Origin of the sequence: Demequina iriomotensis, assembly GCF_000971395.1 — a bacterium.
GTDB classification, from domain to species: Bacteria; Actinomycetota; Actinomycetes; order Actinomycetales; family Demequinaceae; genus Demequina; species Demequina iriomotensis.
This window is the reverse complement of sequence record NZ_BBME01000012.1, coordinates 122243-140845: the sequence shown is the minus strand read 5'-3', so window position 1 is coordinate 140845 and position 18603 is coordinate 122243. Positions and strand designations below refer to the sequence as shown.

13 protein-coding genes are annotated in these 18603 nt (G+C 72.7%); 6 read left to right on the top strand and 7 right to left on the bottom strand.

Annotated features, from left to right (window positions below; translation table 11 throughout):
• Entirely contained in the window at positions 1-828 is an 828-nt protein-coding gene (locus tag AOM09_RS07510; protein WP_062386278.1) for an oxidoreductase, read from the bottom strand.
• Positions 829-1049: 221 nt separating this feature from the next.
• On the opposite strand from AOM09_RS07510, the gene AOM09_RS07505 reads away from it, so the two are divergent.
• On the top strand, positions 1050-6131 hold the full coding sequence (locus AOM09_RS07505) for an ExeM/NucH family extracellular endonuclease (protein WP_062386275.1): 5082 nt from the start codon (positions 1050-1052) through the stop codon (positions 6129-6131).
• Between the two features lie 127 nt (positions 6132-6258).
• Positions 6259-7416 carry a cysteine desulfurase family protein gene (locus tag AOM09_RS07500; RefSeq protein WP_062386272.1) on the top strand — a complete coding sequence of 386 codons (1158 nt, stop codon included), beginning with the start codon at positions 6259-6261 and terminating at the stop codon, positions 7414-7416.
• A 3-nt stretch (positions 7417-7419) separates the two neighbouring features.
• Here the strand turns inward: AOM09_RS07500 and AOM09_RS07495 are convergent, their stop codons facing one another.
• A complete protein-coding gene (locus tag AOM09_RS07495; RefSeq protein WP_062386269.1) occupies positions 7420-8139 on the bottom strand; it encodes a GntR family transcriptional regulator in 720 nt (239 codons plus the stop codon).
• 163 nt (positions 8140-8302) lie between these two features.
• Here AOM09_RS07495 and phnD point away from each other — a divergent pair, with 163 nt between their 5' ends.
• Genes phnD through AOM09_RS07475 form a run of 4 tightly spaced genes read left to right on the top strand, consistent with a single transcriptional unit; the run spans position 8303 to position 11533 of the window.
• Positions 8303-9178, top strand: a complete 876-nt coding sequence (gene phnD / locus AOM09_RS07490) for a phosphate/phosphite/phosphonate ABC transporter substrate-binding protein (protein ID WP_062386267.1) — start codon at positions 8303-8305, stop codon at positions 9176-9178.
• The gene (phnC, locus tag AOM09_RS07485; RefSeq protein ID WP_062386264.1) at positions 9175-9960 is read left to right on the top strand and encodes a phosphonate ABC transporter ATP-binding protein; all 786 of its coding nucleotides are present in this window, start codon (positions 9175-9177) and stop codon (positions 9958-9960) included. The genes phnD and phnC overlap by 4 nt, the downstream gene beginning before the upstream one ends.
• Entirely contained in the window at positions 9957-10814 is an 858-nt protein-coding gene (phnE, locus tag AOM09_RS07480) for a phosphonate ABC transporter, permease protein PhnE (RefSeq protein WP_082098934.1), read from the top strand. The genes phnC and phnE overlap by 4 nt, the downstream gene beginning before the upstream one ends.
• The gene (locus AOM09_RS07475) at positions 10811-11533 is read left to right on the top strand and encodes a tyrosine-protein phosphatase (RefSeq protein ID WP_062386261.1); all 723 of its coding nucleotides are present in this window, start codon (positions 10811-10813) and stop codon (positions 11531-11533) included. The genes phnE and AOM09_RS07475 overlap by 4 nt, the downstream gene beginning before the upstream one ends.
• Positions 11534-11630: 97 nt before the next feature.
• Here AOM09_RS07475 and hutI read toward each other — a convergent pair whose 3' ends face one another.
• The 5 genes from hutI to hutH are packed head-to-tail and all read right to left on the bottom strand — an operon-like array spanning position 11631 to position 18587.
• Positions 11631-12812 carry an imidazolonepropionase gene (gene hutI, locus AOM09_RS07470; RefSeq protein ID WP_062386258.1) on the bottom strand — a complete coding sequence of 394 codons (1182 nt, stop codon included), beginning with the start codon at positions 12810-12812 and terminating at the stop codon, positions 11631-11633.
• A complete protein-coding gene (locus AOM09_RS07465) occupies positions 12802-14109 on the bottom strand; it encodes a formimidoylglutamate deiminase (protein ID WP_062386254.1) in 1308 nt (435 codons plus the stop codon). Before AOM09_RS07465 ends, hutI begins: the two co-directional genes overlap by 11 nt.
• On the bottom strand, positions 14106-15341 hold the full coding sequence (locus tag AOM09_RS07460) for an allantoate amidohydrolase (protein ID WP_082098933.1): 1236 nt from the start codon (positions 15339-15341) through the stop codon (positions 14106-14108). The genes AOM09_RS07465 and AOM09_RS07460 overlap by 4 nt, the downstream gene beginning before the upstream one ends.
• Positions 15341-17023 (bottom strand): urocanate hydratase, encoded by a 1683-nt coding sequence (gene hutU / locus AOM09_RS07455; RefSeq protein WP_062386251.1) that lies wholly within the window; start codon positions 17021-17023, stop codon positions 15341-15343. Before hutU ends, AOM09_RS07460 begins: the two co-directional genes overlap by 1 nt.
• A 10-nt stretch (positions 17024-17033) precedes the next feature.
• Positions 17034-18587 (bottom strand): histidine ammonia-lyase, encoded by a 1554-nt coding sequence (gene hutH / locus AOM09_RS07450; protein WP_062386247.1) that lies wholly within the window; start codon positions 18585-18587, stop codon positions 17034-17036.
• Between the last annotated feature and the right edge of the window lie 16 nt (positions 18588-18603).

The following is an 18603-nucleotide window of genomic DNA, read 5'->3' as shown; positions in this document are numbered from 1 at the left end:
TCAGTCCTTCCTGTCGATGCTCAGGGAGAGATCCTCCCACCGGTCGACCTCGGCCTCGAGCCGCGCGAGCTTCGCCCGCGTCTGGGTGACGGCGTGCTGCCCGCAGATGAGGTGGAGGGGCGGGTCGGGCTCGTCGGCGAGGCGCAGCATGGCCTCGGCGGCGGCGCCGGGGGAGCCGGGCTGGTTGCCCGGCAGGGAGTGGATGCGGTCCCAGAACGGGCGCATCACGTCCTCGTAGTCCGGGAGGACCTCCTCGTTCTTCGCGCCGGACGGGATCCACAACGTGCGGATCGGGCCCGGCTCGAGGAGCGTGACGCGGATGCCGAGGTGCGCGACCTCGGCGGCCAGCGCCTCCATGAGCCCGGAGATCGCGAACTTCGACGCGCAGTAGTACCCGAGCCCCGCGGAGCCGCGCACGCCCGCGATCGACGAGACGGTGAAGATGTGCCCCGACCGTTGCGCGCGCAGGTGCGGCAGCAGCGCGGTGGTCACCGCGGCGGCGCCCCAGAAGTTCGCGTCCATGACCTCGTGCGCGTCCTCGGCGCCCGATTCCTCGATGGTGGAGAAGAAGCCGATGCCGGCGTTGTTGACCAGCACGTCCACCCGGCCGAAGCGGGCCAGCGCGGCGTCGACCGCGGTCTGGACCGCCGCATCGTCCCTCACCTCGAGCGGGAGGGCGAGCACCGTGTCGGGGAATCGTGCGACCAGGGCGTCGAGCGTCTCGGGGCGCCGCGCGGTCGCGACCACCCGGTGGCCCGCCTCCGCGGCGCGCTCGGCGGTCGCCCGGCCGATGCCGGTCGAGCAGCCGGTGATGAACCAGACGGCCATGCGGGCTCCTTCGCTAGGGGTCTGCCGACACGCTAACGCGGGAAGGTCCCGGGTCGCAGACGGGGACATGCATCGCTGATCGCCAAGTGTTCACCGCGCGGCAACATAAGGTTCACGGCGCCGACGCATCCGGTTCGCCAAGCGTCCCTAACGTGAGGCGGGTGACTATCACCCCACCTAGAACGGCGCGTCGACTCGGCGCGGCCTCTGTCCTGGGCGCCTTGAGCGTCTCGGTCCTGACCACGCTCCCGGCCGCGGCCGAGGGCGTCAGCGACCTGTTCATCTCCGAGTACGTCGAGGGCTCCGGCACCGGCAACAAGGCCATCGAGATCTACAACGGCACCGGTGATGCCGTCGAGCTCTCGGCCTACACGCTCGAGCTCTATTCGAACGGCGCGGCCTCGGCGAGCCAGTCGATGACGCTCGCGGGCACGCTCGCCGCGGGCGACGTCTACGTGGTGTCCCATGCCGCCGCCGACGCTTCGGTGCTGGCCGTGGCCGACGCGACCAACAGCAGCGTGATCAACTTCAACGGCGACGATGCCGTGGTGCTCAAGCACAGCGGCACCGTGATCGATGCGTTCGGGCAGGTCGGTGTGGACCCCGGCTCGGTGTGGCCGGGTGGCGGACTCAACGAGACGCTCACGCGCAACGCCGATGTCTGCGCGGGCGACACGAATGCCACTGACGCATTCGATGCCTCGCTCGAGTGGACCTCCTCCGCGCAGGACGACTTCACCGGCCTCGGCTCGCACACCGCGAACTGCTCCGACGAGCCGGCCGCGGACGTTGCGCCGACGGTCAAGACCGTGGTGCCGGCGGACGGCACCATCGGCGTCGCGACCGATGTCGCTCCCGTGGTGACCTTCTCCGAGGACGTCGCGCTGAACGATGCGTTCTCCCTGGTCTGCGGCGAGGACGACCTCGCGCTCGACGTCACCGGCGAGGGCGCGGTGTACACCGTCACGCCGACCGAGCCGATCGCCGAGGCCACCGACTGCGAGCTCACCGTCGACGCCGGCCGCGTCGAGGACCTCGACGGCGAGCCCGACACGATGGAGGCGGACTTCGTCAGCACCTTCACCACCGTCGGCGCGATCACCCCGATCTCCGCGATCCAGGGCACCACCGACACCAGCCCGCTCGCGGGCCAGACCGTCACGGTCGAGGGCGTCGTCGTGGGCGACTACGAGGGCGCGAGCCCGACGCTCCGCGGCTTCTACGTCCAGTCGCGCGACGAGGACGCCGACGAGGACGAGGCGACCTCGGAGGCCGTCTTCGTCTACAACGCCTCGAACGACTCCGTCGCCGTGGGCGACGTGGTCTCGGTCACCGGCGTGGTCGCCGAGTACCAGGGCCAGACGCAGCTCGGCTCCGCCACCGTCGAGGTGCTGGACTCCGGTGCGAGCGTCACGCCCGCGCAGGTGTCGCTGCCCTTCCCGGACGCCACCTTCGCCGAGCGCTACGAGGGCATGCTCGTCGAGTTCGCCCAGGAGCTCACCGTCACCGAGACCTACCTGCTCGGTCGCTTCAACGAGGTGATGGTCTCCGGCTCCGGCAAGCTCGACCAGCCCAGCGCCGTGGTGGAGCCCGGCGAGGAGGCCGTCGCGCTGCAGAAGGAGAACGACCTCAACAAGATCAAGGTCGACGACTTCACCAACGCGCAGAACCTCGACCCGATGGGGCTCGGCGGCGCTCCGCTCACCGCGGAGAACCCGCTGCGCAGCGGCAGCACCGTGACCGGCCTGTCGGGCGTGTTCACCTACACGTGGGGCGGCACCTCGTCCTCCCCGAACGCGTGGCGTGTGCGCCCCGTGGACGCCGCGGCGGCGACGCCGGACTTCCAGGACGCGAACCCGCGCCCGACGGCGGCGCCCGAGGTGGGCGGCGACGTCAAGGTCGCGGCCTTCAACGTGCTCAACTTCTTCCTCACCACCGGCGCCGGCACCATCTGCGGCCCGGACGGCTACAAGCAGGAGTGCCGCGGCGCGGACTCCGAGGAGGAGCTGGAGCGTCAGACCGCGAAGCTGATCGAGGCGCTCGTCGCGCTCGACGCCGACGTCATCGGCATGGCCGAGCTCGAGAACACCACCGGCGTCGAGCCGCTCGCGTACCTCGCCGACGAGATGAACGAGGCGACGGGGACCGACTCGTGGTCCTACGTCGACACCGGCATCGTCGGCACCGACACGATCCGCGTCGGCTTCCTGTACGACTCCGCCGCCGTGTCCGAGGTGGGCGACTTCGCCATCCTCGACAACTCGGTGGACCCGTCCTTCGACGACGACAACAACCGTCCCTCGGTGGCCGCGAGCTTCGAGGACACGGACGGTGAGACCTTCACGGTGGTCGCCAACCACTGGAAGTCGAAGGGCTCGTGCCCGACCGACGGCGTGAACGCCGACCAGGGTGACGGCGCCAGCTGCTGGAACGGTGCCCGCACCGCTGCGGCGGAGGCGCTGGTGAGCTGGCTCGACGACCACCCGACCGGCGTGGAGGACGACGACTACATCATCATGGGCGACCTCAACTCCTACGGTCAGGAGGACCCGATCCAGGTGCTCCGCGAGGCCGGCTACGTCGAGCTCGCCGAGGACTACTCCTACGTCTACGACGGCCAGTGGGGCTCGCTCGACTACGCGTTCGCCTCCGCCTCCATGGCGGACCAGGTGAGCGACGCCGCGCACCTCCACATCAACGCCGACGAGCCGACCGTCATCGACTACAACACCGAGTACAAGACCGCGGAGCAGCTCGAGAGCCTCTATGCGGCCGACATGTACCGCACGTCGGACCACGACCCGGTGCTCATCGGGCTCGAGCTCGGCACCACCAAGGTCCAGGTGCTCGGCACCAACGACTTCCACGGCCGCATCCTGCCGACCCTCGCGAGCGGTCAGGCCGGCGCTGCGGTGATGGCGGGTGCCGTCAAGCAGCTGGAGTCGGAGTACACCAACTCGGTGTTCACGGCGGCGGGCGACCTCATCGGCGCCTCGACGTTCGAGAGCTTCGTCGCCAAGGACAAGCCGACCATCGACGCCCTGAACGCCATGGGCCTCGACGTCTCGGCGGTGGGCAACCACGAGTTCGACCAGGGCTACGAGGACCTCATCGGGCGCGTGCTCGGCGACTACGACGCCGAGACCAACCCGTACGGCGGCGCCACGTGGACCTACCTCGGCGCCAACGTGCGCATGGAGGACGGCTCGCCGGCGCTCGACGAGACCTGGATGGTCGAGTTCGACAACGGCACGGCGACCACCGAGGACGATGTGAAGCTCGGCTTCGTGGGCGTCGTCACCGACACCACGCCGTCCCTCGTGTCGCCCGCCGGCATCGAGGGCCTCGAGTTCGAGGACGAGGCCGTCGCGGCCAACCGCGCGGCCGAGGTGCTCGAGGGCGAGGGCGCCGACGCGATCATCCTGCTGGTGCACGAGGGCGCGCCGACCACGGCCTACGCGGACGCGGTCGACCCGTCGAACAACTTCGGGAAGATGATCTCGGAGCTCGACGACAGCATCGACGCCGTGATCTCGGGCCACACGCACCTCGCGTACGCCCACGAGGTCCCGGTCCAGGGCTGGATCGACGAGGGTCGCGCCGTGACGAAGCGTCCGGTGGTCTCCGCCGGGCAGTACGGCATGTACCTCGACCAGCTCATCCTCACGTTCGACAACGCGACGGACGAGCTCGCGAGCATCGCGGTCGACACCATCAACCTCACCGAGAAGGCCGACCCGACGTGCACCACGAGCTGCGCGCTCGTGTACCCGGCCGACCCGGAGGTGCAGGCGATCGTCGACGCTGCGGCGGCCGATGCGGCCGTGCTCGGCGCTCAGTCGATCGGTGAGCTCACCGAGCCGCTCTACCGCGCGCGGACGTCGTCGAACGGCGAGGCGCGCGGTGGCGAGTCGACGCTGGGCAACGCGGTCGCGACCGTGCAGCTCTGGGCGACCGAGGCCAACGGCGCGCAGATCGCGTTCATGAACCCCGGCGGTCTGCGTGCGGACCTCCTGGGCGACGCGGCCGGCACGGGCGAGTACCCGACCAGCGTGTCCTACAAGCAGGCCAACACGGTCCAGCCGTTCGGCAACACGCTCTCGACCCTCACCCTCACGGGTGCGGAGATCAAGGCCGTGCTCGAGCAGCAGTGGCAGCCTGACGGGTCGTCGCGTCCGTTCCTCAAGCTGGGGATCTCGGACGGCTTCGACTACACCTACGACCCGACCGCCGCACGCGGCGAGCGCATCCTCCAGATGTGGCTCGACGGCGTGGCGATCGACCTCGAGGCGGAGTACACCGTCGCGGCCAACGCGTTCCTCGCGGCCGGTGGCGACAACTTCACCGCCTTCCGTGACGGCGAGAACCTCAAGGACAGCGCTCGCGTCGACTTCGACGCGATGGTGGACTACCTCGCGGCGCTCGGCAGCCTCGGCACCGAGTACGACCAGCACGCGGTCGGCGTCACCGCCGGCTCGCTCGAGGTCGCCGCGGGCGAGGAGTTCTCGTTCGACCTCAGCTCGCTGATGTTCACGGGTCCGTCCGACCTCACCGACGACAACGTCGTGGTGAGCCTCGGCGGCGAGGTCCTCGGCACCTTCCCGGTGTCCAACGAGATCGTCACCAGCTCCTACGATGACAACGGCACCGCCTCGGTGACCGTCACCATCCCGGAGGGTCTCGAGGGCGAGCAGCTCCTCGAGATCGAGGGCGACGTCACCGCCACCTCGTTCGTCATCGCGATCGACGTGAAGGCGACCGGTCCGGTCGAGTTCACCGCGGCGCCGAAGCCGGCGATCACCGGCCGCCTCACGGTGGGCACCAAGGTGGGCGTCGACCTCGGCACGTGGGAGCCGACCCCGGAGAAGTACACGTACCAGTGGTTCCGCAACGGCGTCGCCATCGACGGCGCGACTCACGCGACCTACCTGGTGCGGGTCAAGGACCGGGGGACGCGCCTGTCGGTGGCGGTCACGGGAACGGCCGACGGCTACGTCGCCACGACCGTGAAGTCGAAGTCGGTGAGCGTGCCGAAGGTCTGGGAGAAGCCCTCCCGGCCCCGGATCACCGGCGCCATGACCATCGGCACCAAGATCCCGGCGCCCAAGGTCGCCTGGAAGCCCTCGCCGGCCAAGGTCACGTACCAGTGGTACCGCGACGGCAAGCCGATCAAGGGTGCCACCCACGCGACCTACCTTCTGCGCAAGAAGGATGCGGGTCACGGGATCAAGGTGAAGATGACCGCCTCGAAGCCGGGTTACCTCACCAGCTCCATCACGTCCTACCGGCGCGGGGTGAAGTAGTCCCCTCACAGGTCCGGTCCCTGGGAACCCCCCGTCCCAGGGACCGGGCCGCACGGCGGGGCCGGGTCGCGAGACCCGGCCCCGTCGCCGTGTCCGGAGACGCCGTGCGCTTCCTAGACTGGGCGGCGTGACGTACCTCGACCACGCGGCGACCACGCCCCTGCGTCCGGCCGCGCGCGACGCCTGGCTCGCCGCGGCGGAGGAGGTGGGCAACCCCTCGTCGCTCCACGCGGCGGGCCGGCGCGCGAGGGCCGTGGTCGAGGACGCGCGCGAGCGTATCGCCGCCGCGCTGGGCGCCGACGCTCCTGAGGTGATCCTCACCTCGGGAGGGACCGAGGCGGACAACCTGGCGATCAAGGGCCTCCATTGGGGGCGGCTCGGGCAGGACGCCATGCGCCGGCGCCTCGTGGTCTCCGCGGTCGAGCATCACGCGGTGCTGGACCCGGCCCGGTGGCTGGCCGAGCGCGGCGACGCCGACCTGGTCGAGCTGCCCGTGGACCCCGCGGGGTGCGTCGATCCCGCAGAGCTCGCCCGGGCCATCACCCCCGACAGCTCCCTCGTGAGCGTCATGTGGGCCAACAACGAGGTCGGTGCCGTGCAGCCGCTCGCCGAGGTGGTGGCGGCGGCATCGGCGCTCGGCGTCCCCGTCCATGCCGACGCGGTGCAGGCCGTGGCCCACCTCGACGTCCACCTCCATCGCAGCGGGCTCGACGCGATGACGGTGTCGGCGCACAAGGTCGGCGGCCCCGTGGGCGTCGGTGCGCTGCTCGCACGCCGCGGCGCGCCCCTGGAGCCGCTCGCTCACGGCGGCGGCCAGCAGCGGTCGGTCAGGTCGGGCACGCTCGACGCGCCAGGCGCCGCGGCCTTCGCCGCCGCGCTGGACGATGCGATCGCCGAGCGGGCCGCCGAGCGCGCCCGCCTCGAGGCGTTGCGCGCGCGCCTGGTGGACCGCGTGCGGGTCGCGGTGCCCGAGGCGACCGTCACGGGACCGCGCGATCCCGCGCATCGTCTCCCCGGCATCGTCCACCTGGTCATCCCCGGTGCGCGTGCGGAGTCGGTGCTCTTCCTGCTCGACGCCGCGGGGATCGCCGCGAGCTCGGGCTCGGCATGCACCGCGGGGGTGGTGCAGTCGAGTCACGTGGCCATGGCGATGGGCTGGTCGGCGGACGATGCGGCATGCACGCTCCGTGTCAGCCTGGGGCGCACCTCGACGGACGTGGACGTCGACGCGCTCGTCGGCGCGCTCCCCGACGCGGTCGAGCGCGCGCACGCCGCGGCGCGCTGAGACTCAGGCGTGCCCGTCGCGCAGGACGATGCGCAGGCGGTCCGAGCGGTACGCACGCGTGTGGAACGTGCGTGGCGTGCCCGCGGGGTCGAGGTTGACGCCGCTGCGGCGCAGCAGGGGCGCGCCGACCTCGATCTCGAGGAGGGTGGCCTCGCGCCGGGGCGCCGCGATCGCGTCGAAGGCGCGCCAGCCGGGACGCAGCGGCGCGCCGATGATGGTCGCGATGCCGAGGGCGGACCAGGTGCCGTCGAGGTGGGCCGCTGCCTCGGCGGGGTCCGCGTCGGTCGCGAGCGAGTAGAGCGAGAGCATGACCGGCGCGCCCCCGACGCGCGAGAGGGTCTCGACGGACAGCCCCTCGTCGACGCCGAGCTCCGTCCGCGCCTGCCGTGGGAGCGGCGCACGCCGCACGCCCAGCACCTCCTCCGCGAAGTCGGTGAGCGGGGCGGAGCCCGGCGTCGGCCGGCCCGACCCGTCGATGTCGATCTTCAGCGGCGGCTCCGTCACGAACGTCCCCGCGCCCTGGCGTGCGACCACGCGGCCCGTCCGGCGCAGCGCCGAGATGGCCTCCCGGATGGTGAGCCGGTTGACCCCGAAGCGTGAGGCGAGCTCGCCCTCGGCCGGGAGGCGGGATCCGGGCTCCCAGACGCCGGCGTCGAGATCGGCGAGCAGCAGCTCCTCCACCTGGACGTGGAGAGGCGTGGGAAGCGACCGATCGATGAGCATGACCCCAGGGTAGGCCCCGGTTCGAGAATTCATCTAGATGACTGCGAAGCGTCACCCGGAGTTCACCTGCGCGTCACCACGAGTTCGGACGGCGTCCCTAGGTTCCTGGCTGTCGGAGTCATCTAGACGACCGGCCACGAACCTCTCACCGAAGGCAGAGACCATGATCCGCTCCCGCAAGGTCGCCGGCGTCGCCGCCGGCGCCGCGTTCGCCGCCGCGCTCCTCGCCGGCTGCTCGTCCGCCAGCGCCGACGACACCCCCGCCGTCCTCAAGCTCGGCGTTCCTCCGGGCGAGGCCGACGCCGACTACCTCGACATGCTCGAGCCCCTCGCCGGCATCATCGAGGACGCCACCGGCATCCCCGTCGAGCTCACCGAGACGGGCGACTACCTCGGCATCGTCGAGGCCATGCGCTCCGACCTCATCGACATGGCGATCTTCAGCCCGTTCCCCGCGGTGCTGGCGCAGAAGGTCGCGGACGTCGAGCTCGTGGCCGCGGCGACGGGCGCGCCGTACTCGTCGCTCATCATCTGCTCCACCGAGTCCGGCGTCGAGACGCTCGCCGACATCGACGGGGACACCACCATCGCGTTCGTCGACCCGGGCTCGACCTCGGGCAACTTCATCCCCAAGCTGGTGCTCAAGGACGCGGGCGTCGACATCGACAACCTCAACGAGACCTACGCGGGCGGGCACGACACGGCCGCGATCGCCGTGATGCAGGGCTCCGCCGACTGCGCCGCTGTCGCGTCCCAGCTGTGGGACTACATGGTCGACGCGGGCGCGCTCGACGAGTCGCTCGTGAAGAAGGTCGCCGAGTCGGACCCCATCCCGATCTCGACCGTCGTGGTCGGCCGCGAGGGCCTGTCGGAGGAGATCTACCAGCAGGTCGCCGACGTGTTCGTCGGGTCGACCGATGCGGACGTGCTCCAGGTCATGGGCGGCGCGACCGAGGTCATCGACCCCGACGATGCGGACTGGACCATCTTCGAGGACGCGGCCAAGGAGCTCGGCGTCAACCTCGAGGACGTCGAATGACGGTGCTCGAGGCCGCGGACGTCACGTTCCGCTACCCCGACGGCACCCAGGCGCTCACCGAGGTGAGCGTCGGGGTCGAGCGCGGCGAGATCGTCGCCGTGCTCGGCCCCTCGGGGGCGGGCAAGTCCACGCTGTTCAAGTGCTTCGCGGGGCTCGAGCGCCCCAGCGGGGGCGCGGTGACGGTGGAGGGCGTTGAGCTCGGTGCCCTCCACGGCAAGGAGCGCCGCCTCGCGCAGCACCGCATCGGCCTGGTGTTCCAGGAGTTCCACCTGGTGGGCCGCGCGACCGTGCTCTCGAACGTCCTGGTGGGGCGGCTCGCGACGGCGAATCCCGTCACGAGCCTCGTCCACTGGATGAGCCGGCGCGACCGTACCTTGGCGGTCGAGCTGCTGACGCGCGTGGGCCTGGGCGACCAGGTGCGCAAGCGCGCCGACTCGTTGTCGGGAGGCCAGCGCCAGCGCGTCGCCCTGGCCCGCGCGTTATCGCAGCGTCCCGAGCTGCTGCTCGCGGACGAACCGGTGGCCAACCTCGACCCGGTGCTCGCCGCCGGCGTGATCGACGACATCGTCCGGATGGTGCGCGAGGAGGGCCTCACCGCCGTCCTCAACCTCCACGACGTGTCGCTCGCGCGTCGCGTCGCCCAGCGCATCGTCGGCATGCGCGAGGGGCGCATCGTCTTCGACCTCCCGGTCGAGGACGTCACCGATGCGCTGCTCGCGGGCCTGTACGCGAACGAGGACGTCGCGGCGAACGCCGCGCACCGTGAGGAGGTGGCGGCATGACCGCGACCATCGACAAGAAGGCGGACGGCGTGAGCACGGACACCCCGGTCGCGGCGCCGAGCCGTCGCGACGAGATCGAGCGCCTCGCGCGCCTGCGCCGGCCCAGCTGGGGCACCGTGGCCGGCGCGCTCGCGGCCATCGTGGTGCTCGGGTGGTCGTCGAGCTCCTCCGGCTTCGACGGCCCCGCGCTGGTCGAGGGCCTGCCCCATGTGGGTGACTTCGTGTCGCGCATGTTCCCCCCGAACTGGGAGGAGCTGCCGATCGCGATCGAGCTCATGATCGAGACGCTCGGCATCGCGATCACGGGCACCGTCTTCGGCACGGTGCTGTCGATCCCGCTCGCCCTGCTCGCGGCGCGCAACGTCTTCCCGCAGCCGTGGATCCGCAACTCGGCGCGCACGTTCATCAACGTGTTCCGTGCGATCCCCGAGCTCATGTGGGCGCTCATGTTCGTGGCCTCGGTGGGCCTCGGCGCCTTCGCGGGAACGCTCGCGATCACCCTCGGCACGTCCGTCGGCATGGCGCGCCTGTTCGCGGACATCTTCGAGACCGCCGACATGCGTGCCTGGGACGCGGCGGCCGCCACCGGCGCGCGCAAGTCCCAGCGCGTGGCGTGGGTGCTGCTGCCTCAGCAGATCCCGACGATGGCCAGCTACACCCTGCTGGTGCTGGACGGCAACGTCCGGGCGGCCTCGCTGCTCGGGCTCGTGGGCGCGGGCGGCATCGGCATGGAGCTCAACCAGCAGCTGCGGCTGTTCGAGTACGGCTCCGTCATGACCATCGTGCTGGTCGTGCTCGTGGTGATCATGAGCCTCGACCTCATCTCCTCCACCGTTCGAAAGAGGTTCGTGTGACCACCGAGACCCTGACCACCCTGGCCAACGCCCGCGACCTCGCGGACGCGGCACCCGGACTGCGGCGCGGCCTGGTGTGGCGCTCGGACGCCCCGCTCGCGGGCGACGAGGCCCCGGCCGGCCTCGCCCCCTGGCCGCCGGCGACCGTGCTCGACCTGCGCGACGCCCGGGAGACGGGCGGCGGTCACCCGTTCGCCGCATCGTCCACCGTCAGGTCCCTGCCGGTGCTCGCGGACGCGGCCCTCGAGGCGGACAACGTGGGCAGCTCGATGCGCGAGCTGTACCAGGTGATGATCACCGGCTCGTCCGCCACGGTGCTGGTGGACGTGGTCACCGCGATCGCCACCGAGGAGGGTCCCGTCCTGTTCCACTGCGCGGCAGGCAAGGACCGCACGGGCGTCTCCGCTGCGATCGTGCTGGCGCTGCTGGGCGTGTCGCGTGAGGAGATCATCGCCGACTACGTGCTCACCACCGCCAACATGCCGGGCGTCACCGCCCGCATGGCGGCCACGTGGGCGGCGATGGCGGAGGCCGCGGGGATCGCGCAGGCGTACGACCTGTCGAAGATCCCCGCCGATGCGATGCTCGCCCCGCGTGACGCGATCGAGGGCGTGCTCGATGCATGGGACGCGCTCGACGGCGGAGTGCACGCGTGGTTCCTCGCGCACGGCGGCGCACCGGAGACGGTCGACGCGCTCAGGGAGCGGCTGCTCGGCTGAGCCGCCTGCACCACTCCAGCCCGCCGGGTCCGGATCGATGCGAATCGCGTCGATCCGGACCCGCCGGCGTCTTCCCGTGCGGAGAGGAGGGTGGTGATCAGGTCCGCGGCGCCCACCCGCGCGTCTCGAGGCCCTCGCGCCACACGCGGTCGACCAGCGCCACGCCCGGCCGGTACGCCAGGTGCACCGGGTCGGGGGCGTCGAGCATGACCAGGTCCGCGCGGGCCCCGACGGCGATGCGGCCGACGTCCTCACGGCGCAGCGCCTGCGCGCCTCCCAGGGTCGCCGCGCGCACGGCCTCGCCCGGCGTCATCCCCATCTCGCGCACCGCGAGTGCGATGCAGAACGGCATGCTCGTCGTGTAGCTCGAGCCAGGGTTGCAGTCGGACGCGATCGCCCACGTGACGCCCGCGTCGCGCAGCCGCTCGATGCGCGGGTACGGCTGGCGGGTCGAGAACTCGGCGCCCGGCACGAAGGTCGCGACCGTGCCCGAGGAGGCCAGCGCCTCCACGTCCTCGTCGGACAGGAACGTGCAGTGGTCGATGCTCGCGGCGCCCAGCTCGACCCCGAGCGCCGCCGCGCCGGACATCGTCAGCTGGTTCGCGTGGAGCCTCAGCCCCAGGCCCGCGTCGCGGCCCGCGGACAGGATGCGCCGCGTCTCCTCGACGTCGAACGCGCCCTCCTCGCAGAACACGTCGATCCAGCGCGCCAGGGGAACGGCCTCGGCGAGCATCGGCCCGGCGACCAGGTCCACGTAGTCCCCGCGCCGGTCCGTCATCTCGGGGGCGACCACGTGCGCGCCCAGGAACGTGACCTCGTCGGTGAAGCGCGCGGCGACCTCGAGCAGGCGCCGCTCGGTCGCGACGTCGAGCCCGTAGCCGCTCTTGATCTCGGCGGTGGTGGTGCCGGAGCGCAGGGCCTCGTCGAGGAGCCGCCGCGTGCGCGACGCCAGCTCCTCGGTGGACGATGCCCGGGTCGCCGCGACCGTCGAGCGGATCCCGCCCGCGGTGTACGGGGCGCCGGACATGCGGGCGTCGAACTGCGCGGTGCGGTCGCCGCCGAACACCGCATGCGTGTGCGAGTCGACGAAGCCGGGGATGACGGCGGCGCCGTCGGCATCGGTGACCGTGTCCGCGGCGGGCGCCTGGGACGTGGCGCCCACCCACGCGACGCGGCCGTCCTCGACCACCACCGCCGCATCGTGCCGCAGGCCCATCGTTCCCTCGCCGTCGTGCATCGTCGCCAGCGCGCCGATGTTGACGATCGCCTCACTCGCCATGTGAAGCCTCCTCGAATGCGTCCCACGCCCTCGTGCGGAGGGCGGAGGAGTCCTGGTACCGGCCGCGGACGATGCTCGCGACCGCATCGTCCGCCGCGGCGGCGCCGAGCAGCTCGTGCGGGCGCACGCCTGCGAGCCGCGCCGAGCGCGGCGCGAGCGCCACGAGGTCGAGCTGCTCGCCCACCTCGATGCCGGTCCGGGCGCCCGGCCGCAGCGAGGTGTGGCCCGCGGTGGTCGCGGCGTCCCACAGCGTGCCGAGGGGCAGCACCCCGCGCCTGCCGGAGGCGAGGCGCGCGCCGCCCTCGAGCCGCCTGACCTCGTCGAACGGGTCGATCACCACGTTCTGGTCGGAGCCGATCGTGAGGCGCGCCCCCGCCTCGTGGAGCTCGGCCGCGTGGCCCAGCCCGTCGCCGAGGTCGGCCTCCGTGGTGGGGCACATCGAGACGCTGACGCGGGCCGCGCCGAGCCGCGCGATGTCCGCGTCGGTGAGGTGGGTCGCGTGGACCACCGTGGTGCGCGCGGACAGCGCCCCGGTGAGGTCGAGCAGCACGGTGGGCGTCATGCCCGTGGCGGCGACGCAGTCCGCGTTCTCCGCGGGCTGCTCGGACAGGTGCACGTGGAGCGGGGCGTCCGCGGGCAGGCCCCCGACCGCGAGCCCGAGGTCCTCGGGCGCGACGGCACGCACCGAGTGCAAGGCGGCGCCGAGCGTCACCTCCGGATGGGAGGACGCGAGCGCGCCGCGGAGCCGGTGCCACCGCTCGAGCCACCGCTCCGCGGTGCCGTCGGAGAAGCGCAGCTGCGCGCCCTCGGGCGCCTTGCCGAAGCCCGCGCGCAGATATGCCGCGTCGAGCAGCGTGAGCCTGATCCCGGCCTCGGCGGCCGCCTCGGCGAGCGCGATCTCCATCGCGTGGTCGGGGTACGGGAGCCCGCCCGGGCGGTGGTGGAGGTAGTGGAACTCGCCCACGGCCGTGTAGCCGGCGGCGACCATCTCGGAGTAGACGGCCGTCGCGACCGCGCGCATGCGGTCGGGATCGAGCGAGCCCGCCACCCGGTACATCGTGTCGCGCCAGCGCCAGAAGTCCCCGCCGCCCGCGTGCGTGCGCCCGCGCAGCAGCCGGTGGAACGCGTGGCTGTGGGTGTTGGCGAGCCCCGGGATCGCGAGGGCCAGCACATGGTCGGCACGCGCGCCGGGCCGGTCGCTCTCGACCGCGATCACGCGGCCGTCGCCGTCGAGGTCGATCAGCGCGTGATCGAGGACCTCGTCGCGCGTGACCAGGCGCTCGCAGGCGATCCTCACGTGAGCGCTCGCAGCACGGTGGTGAGCGCGTCGGCGCCGGCGCGGATGTCCTCGTCGGAGGCCCCCTCGTGCGGCGAGTGCGAGACGCCGTCGGGGTTGCGCACGAAGATCATCGCCGCAGGCAGGTGGGCCGACAGGATGCCCGCGTCGTGCCCCGCGCCGGTGGGGATGCGCGGGACCCCGCCCAGCGCATCGTCCATCGCGTCCGTGAGCGCGGCGTCGAAGGCCACGCGCGTGGAGAAGGACTCCTCGGCGACCTCGACGTCGCAGCCCTCGGCGGCGGCGGCGTTCGCCGCGTCCGTCAGGATCGCGTCGACGAGCGCGCGCACGTCCACGTCGTGCTCCGCGCGGGCGTCGAGCCACAGGGTGACCTGGGACGCGATCGCGTTCGAGCCGCCGGGGACGATGCGCTGCTTGCCGACCGTGGCGCGCGATCGCGTCGCCGGGTCGGCCGCGACGGCGCGGTCGCGGGCCGCGAGGACCACCTCGGCGGCGACGACCATGGGGTCGCGACGCGAGTCGAGCTCCGTGGCGCCGGCGTGGTCGCCGCGCCCCGTGACGGTGAGCCGCCAGCGGCCGTGCGCGAGGATGCTGGTCGCCAGTCCGACCGGCGTGCCGAGCGGTTCGAGCTGGCGGCCCTGCTCAATGTGGAGCTCGACGTACGCCGCGATCCCGCGCAGGCGGGGCTCATCGCGGCCGATCGCGCCGGGGTCGTATCCCGCCGCGGTCATGACGTCCGCGTAGGTGGCGCCGGACGCATCGGCCAGGTCGCGCACGCGGCCGGTGTCGAGCTCGCCGGCGAGCAGCTGCGAGCCCAGGCACGGCACGCCGAAGCGGGCGCCCTCCTCCTCGGCGAAGTTCGCGACCCGGATCGGCCGCGCCGGGGCGTGACCCTCGGCCATGAGCCGCGAGACGGCCGCCAGCGCCGACACGACGCCGAGCGGGCCGTCGAGCGGTCCGCCGCCGGGCACCGAGTCGAGGTGGCTGCCGGTCGCGAGGGCCTTGCCGGTGGCGCCCGCGGGCGCCCAGGTCGCCCACTGGTTGGCGTTCGCGTCGGTCTCGACGGCGAGCCCGAGCGACTCGGCGGTGCGCACGAACCACGCGCGCATCCCGCGGTCCGCGTCATCGAGCAGATGCCGCGACCAGCCTCCGCGGACCGGGTCGGCGCCGACGGGCGCGAGCTCGGCGAGCGCGGCGACGGGGTCGATCACGGTCATGGTGGCAGCCGCCATCAGGCGTCCAGCATCGGCACGCGCAGGCCGCGCTCGCGGGCGACGTCCTTCGCGTGCGCGTAGCCCGCGTCCACGTGGCGCATCACGCCCGTGCCGGGATCGTTGACCAGCACGCGCGCGATCTTCTCCGCCGCGAGGTCGGTGCCGTCGGCGACCGTGACCTGGCCCGCGTGGATCGAGCGGCCGATGCCCACGCCGCCGCCGTGGTGGAGCGACACCCAGGTCGCGCCCGAGGCGGTGTTGAGCAGCGCGTTGAGCAACGGCCAGTCGGCGATCGCGTCCGAGCCGTCCTTCATCGCCTCGGTCTCGCGGTACGGCGACGCGACCGACCCGGAGTCGAGGTGGTCGCGGCCGATGACGATGGGCGCGGACAGCTCGCCGGTCGCGACCATCTCGTTGAACTTGAGGCCCGCGAGGTGTCGCTCCTGGTAGCCGAGCCAGCAGATGCGCGCTGGGAGGCCCTCGAAGTGGACCTTCTCGCCAGCGGCCTTGAGCCAGCGGTGGAGCGACTCGTGCTCGGGGAAGAGCTCCATGAGCGCGCGGTCGGTCTTCGCGATGTCCTCCGGGTCGCCCGAGAGCGCGGCCCAGCGGAACGGGCCGCGGCCCTCCTCGAACTGCGGGCGGATGTACGCGGGCACGAACCCGGGGAACGCGAACGCGCGGTCGTAGCCGCCCAGCTGCGCCTCCGCGCGGATCGAGTTGCCGTAGTCGAACACGTCGGCGCCGGCGTCCATGAAGCCGACCATCGCCTCGACGTGCGCGGCCATCGCGGCGCGGGCGTCGCGCGTGAAGCCCTCGGGGTCGGCCTCGGCGCGCGCGTGCCACTCCTCGACGGTGTACCCGACGGGCAAGTACGACAGCGGGTCGTGGGCCGAGGTCTGATCGGTCACCAGGTCGATCGGGACCCCGCGACGCAGCAGCTCGGGGAACACCTCGGCCGTGTTGCCGACGACGCCCACGGACAGCGCGCGGCCCTCGGTGCGGGCGGCGACGGCCTGTGCCACCGCATCGTCCAGCGACGATGCGACGGTATCGAGGTAGCCGTGCGCCACGCGGCGCTCGAGGCGGCTCGCGTCGACGTCGACGATGAGGCACGCGCCCTCGTTGAGCGTGACGGCGAGCGGCTGCGCGCCGCCCATGCCGCCGGCGCCGCCGGTGAGCGTCAGCGTGCCCCTGAGCGAGGCGGTGCGCGGGTCGCGGCCCTCGCGCTCGGCGCGCTGGCGGGCGGCGGCCGCGAAGGTCTCGTACGTGCCCTGGAGGATCCCCTGCGTGCCGATGTAGATCCATGAGCCCGCGGTCATCTGGCCGTACATCATGAGGCCCTGCGCCTCGAGACGGCGGAACTCGGGCCACGTCGCCCAGTCGCCCACGAGGTTCGAGTTGGCGATGAGCACGCGCGGCGCCCACTCGTGCGTGCGGAACACGCCGACGGGCTTGCCGGACTGGACCAGGAGCGTCTCGTCCGACTCCAGATCGCGCAGGGTGGCGACGATCGCGTCGTACGCCTCCCAGCTGCGCGCGGCGCGGCCGGTGCCGCCGTAGACCACCAGGTCCTCGGGGCGCTCGGCGACCTCGGGGTCGAGGTTGTTCATGAGCATGCGCATCGGCGCCTCGGTCTGCCAGGACTTCGCGGTGATCTCGCTGCCGCGCGCGGCGCGGACGGTGCGGGAGGTGGTGGTCATGGTGGGCTCCTTAGCTGAGCGGGCCGATGGTGGTCTCGACCGCCGCGAGGACGCCGCCCGAGCGGACGGCGGCCACGGCATCGTCGATGTCGGGGGAGACGAAGCGGTCGGGCCCGGGAGCGGCGGCGCGGACGATGCACGCGGCGGCGGCCCCGGTGGCCTCGCCGGGGGCGAGGGGCGCGCGGAGCGCGAGGGCGCGGGATGCGGTCATGAGCTCGATGCCGAGCACGCGGGAGAGCCCGTCGACGGCGGTGCGCAGCTTGCGCGCGGCGTGCCAGCCCATCGACACGTGGTCCTCCTGCATCGCGGACGACGGGATCGAGTCGACCGTCGCCGGCGCCGCGAGGCGCTTCATCTCGCTCACCACGCCCGCAGCGGTGTACTGCGCGATCATGAGGCCCGAGTCGACGCCGACCTCGTGCGCGAGGAACGGCGGCAGGCCGTGGTTGCGCGCGGGGTCGAGCATGCGGTCGATGCGACGCTCGGACATGGACGCGAGGTCCGCGACGGCGATCGCGAGGAAGTCGAGCACGTATGCGACGGGGGCGCCGTGGAAGCTCCCGTTCGACTCGACGCGGCCGTCGAGGGTGACGACGGGGTTGTCGACCGCGGCCGCGAGCTCGCGGTCGGCGACCGTGCGGGCATGCGCGAGGGTGTCGCGGACGGCGCCGGCGACCTGGGGGGCGCAGCGCAGCGAGTAGGCGTCCTGGACGCGCGTGCACTCGGGCGTCTGGTGGCTCGCGACGATGGGCGATCCGGCCAGGACCCGGCGCATGTTCGCGGCGGCGGCGGCGATGCCCGGGTGGGGGCGCAGCGCCTGGAGGTCGGCGGCGAACGGCGAGTCGGAGCCGAGCAGCGCCTCGACGCTCATCGCGGCCGTGACGTCGGCGGTGCTCACGAGCGTGTCGAGGTCCGCGAGCGCGAGGGCGAGCTGGCCCAGCATGCCGTCGGTGCCGTTGATGAGGGCGAGGCCCTCCTTCTCCTCGAGGTGCAGCGGCGCGATGTCGGCGGCGGCGAGGGCGTGGCGGGCGTTCATCGGCGTGCCCTCGGCGTCGCGCACGGGACCCTCGCCGATCGCCGCGAGCGCGACGTGGGACAGCGGGGCGAGGTCGCCGCTGCAGCCGAGCGAGCCGTACTCGTGGACGATGGGCGTGATGCCCGCGTTGAGCATCGCCGCATAGGTCTCGGCGACGAGCGGGCGCGCGCCGGTGCGGCCGGTGAGGAGCGTCGAGAGGCGCAGCAGCGTGAGCGCGCGGACCACCTCGCGCTCGACCTCCGGACCGGAGCCCGCGGCATGCGAGCGCACCAGGCTGAGCTGGAGCTGCGCGCGGCGGTCGCGGTCGATGAAGGTGGTGGCGAGCGCGCCGAAGCCGGTCGAGACGCCGTAGTGAGGCTCGGGGTCGGCGGCCAGCGACTCGACGACGGCGCGCGACGCGGCCATCGCGGCGAGGGCGTCGGGGGAGATCTCGACGCGGGCATCGTGACGCGCGACGGCGACGACGTCGGCGAGGCTCAGCGCGCCGACGCCGATCCGGACCTGCGCGGGGGAGGTGATCGTGCTCATGCCTCTATGGAACTGC

Excerpts from the sequence above, each read along its gene's own strand:
- AOM09_RS07510 (WP_062386278.1), bottom strand. The coding sequence starts at position 828 with ATGGCCGTCTGGTTCATCACCGGCTGCTCGACCGGCATCGGCCGGGCG.
- AOM09_RS07495 (WP_062386269.1), bottom strand. The coding sequence starts at position 8,139 with ATGCTCATCGATCGGTCGCTTCCCACGCCTCTCCACGTCCAGGTGGAG.
- phnD (WP_062386267.1), top strand. The coding sequence starts at position 8,303 with ATGATCCGCTCCCGCAAGGTCGCCGGCGTCGCCGCCGGCGCCGCGTTC.
- phnC (WP_062386264.1), top strand. The coding sequence starts at position 9,175 with ATGACGGTGCTCGAGGCCGCGGACGTCACGTTCCGCTACCCCGACGGC.
- phnE (WP_082098934.1), top strand. The coding sequence starts at position 9,957 with ATGACCGCGACCATCGACAAGAAGGCGGACGGCGTGAGCACGGACACC.
- hutI (WP_062386258.1), bottom strand. The coding sequence starts at position 12,812 with ATGGCGAGTGAGGCGATCGTCAACATCGGCGCGCTGGCGACGATGCAC.
- AOM09_RS07460 (WP_082098933.1), bottom strand. The coding sequence starts at position 15,341 with ATGGCGGCTGCCACCATGACCGTGATCGACCCCGTCGCCGCGCTCGCC.
- hutU (WP_062386251.1), bottom strand. The coding sequence starts at position 17,023 with ATGACCACCACCTCCCGCACCGTCCGCGCCGCGCGCGGCAGCGAGATC.
- hutH (WP_062386247.1), bottom strand. The coding sequence starts at position 18,587 with ATGAGCACGATCACCTCCCCCGCGCAGGTCCGGATCGGCGTCGGCGCG.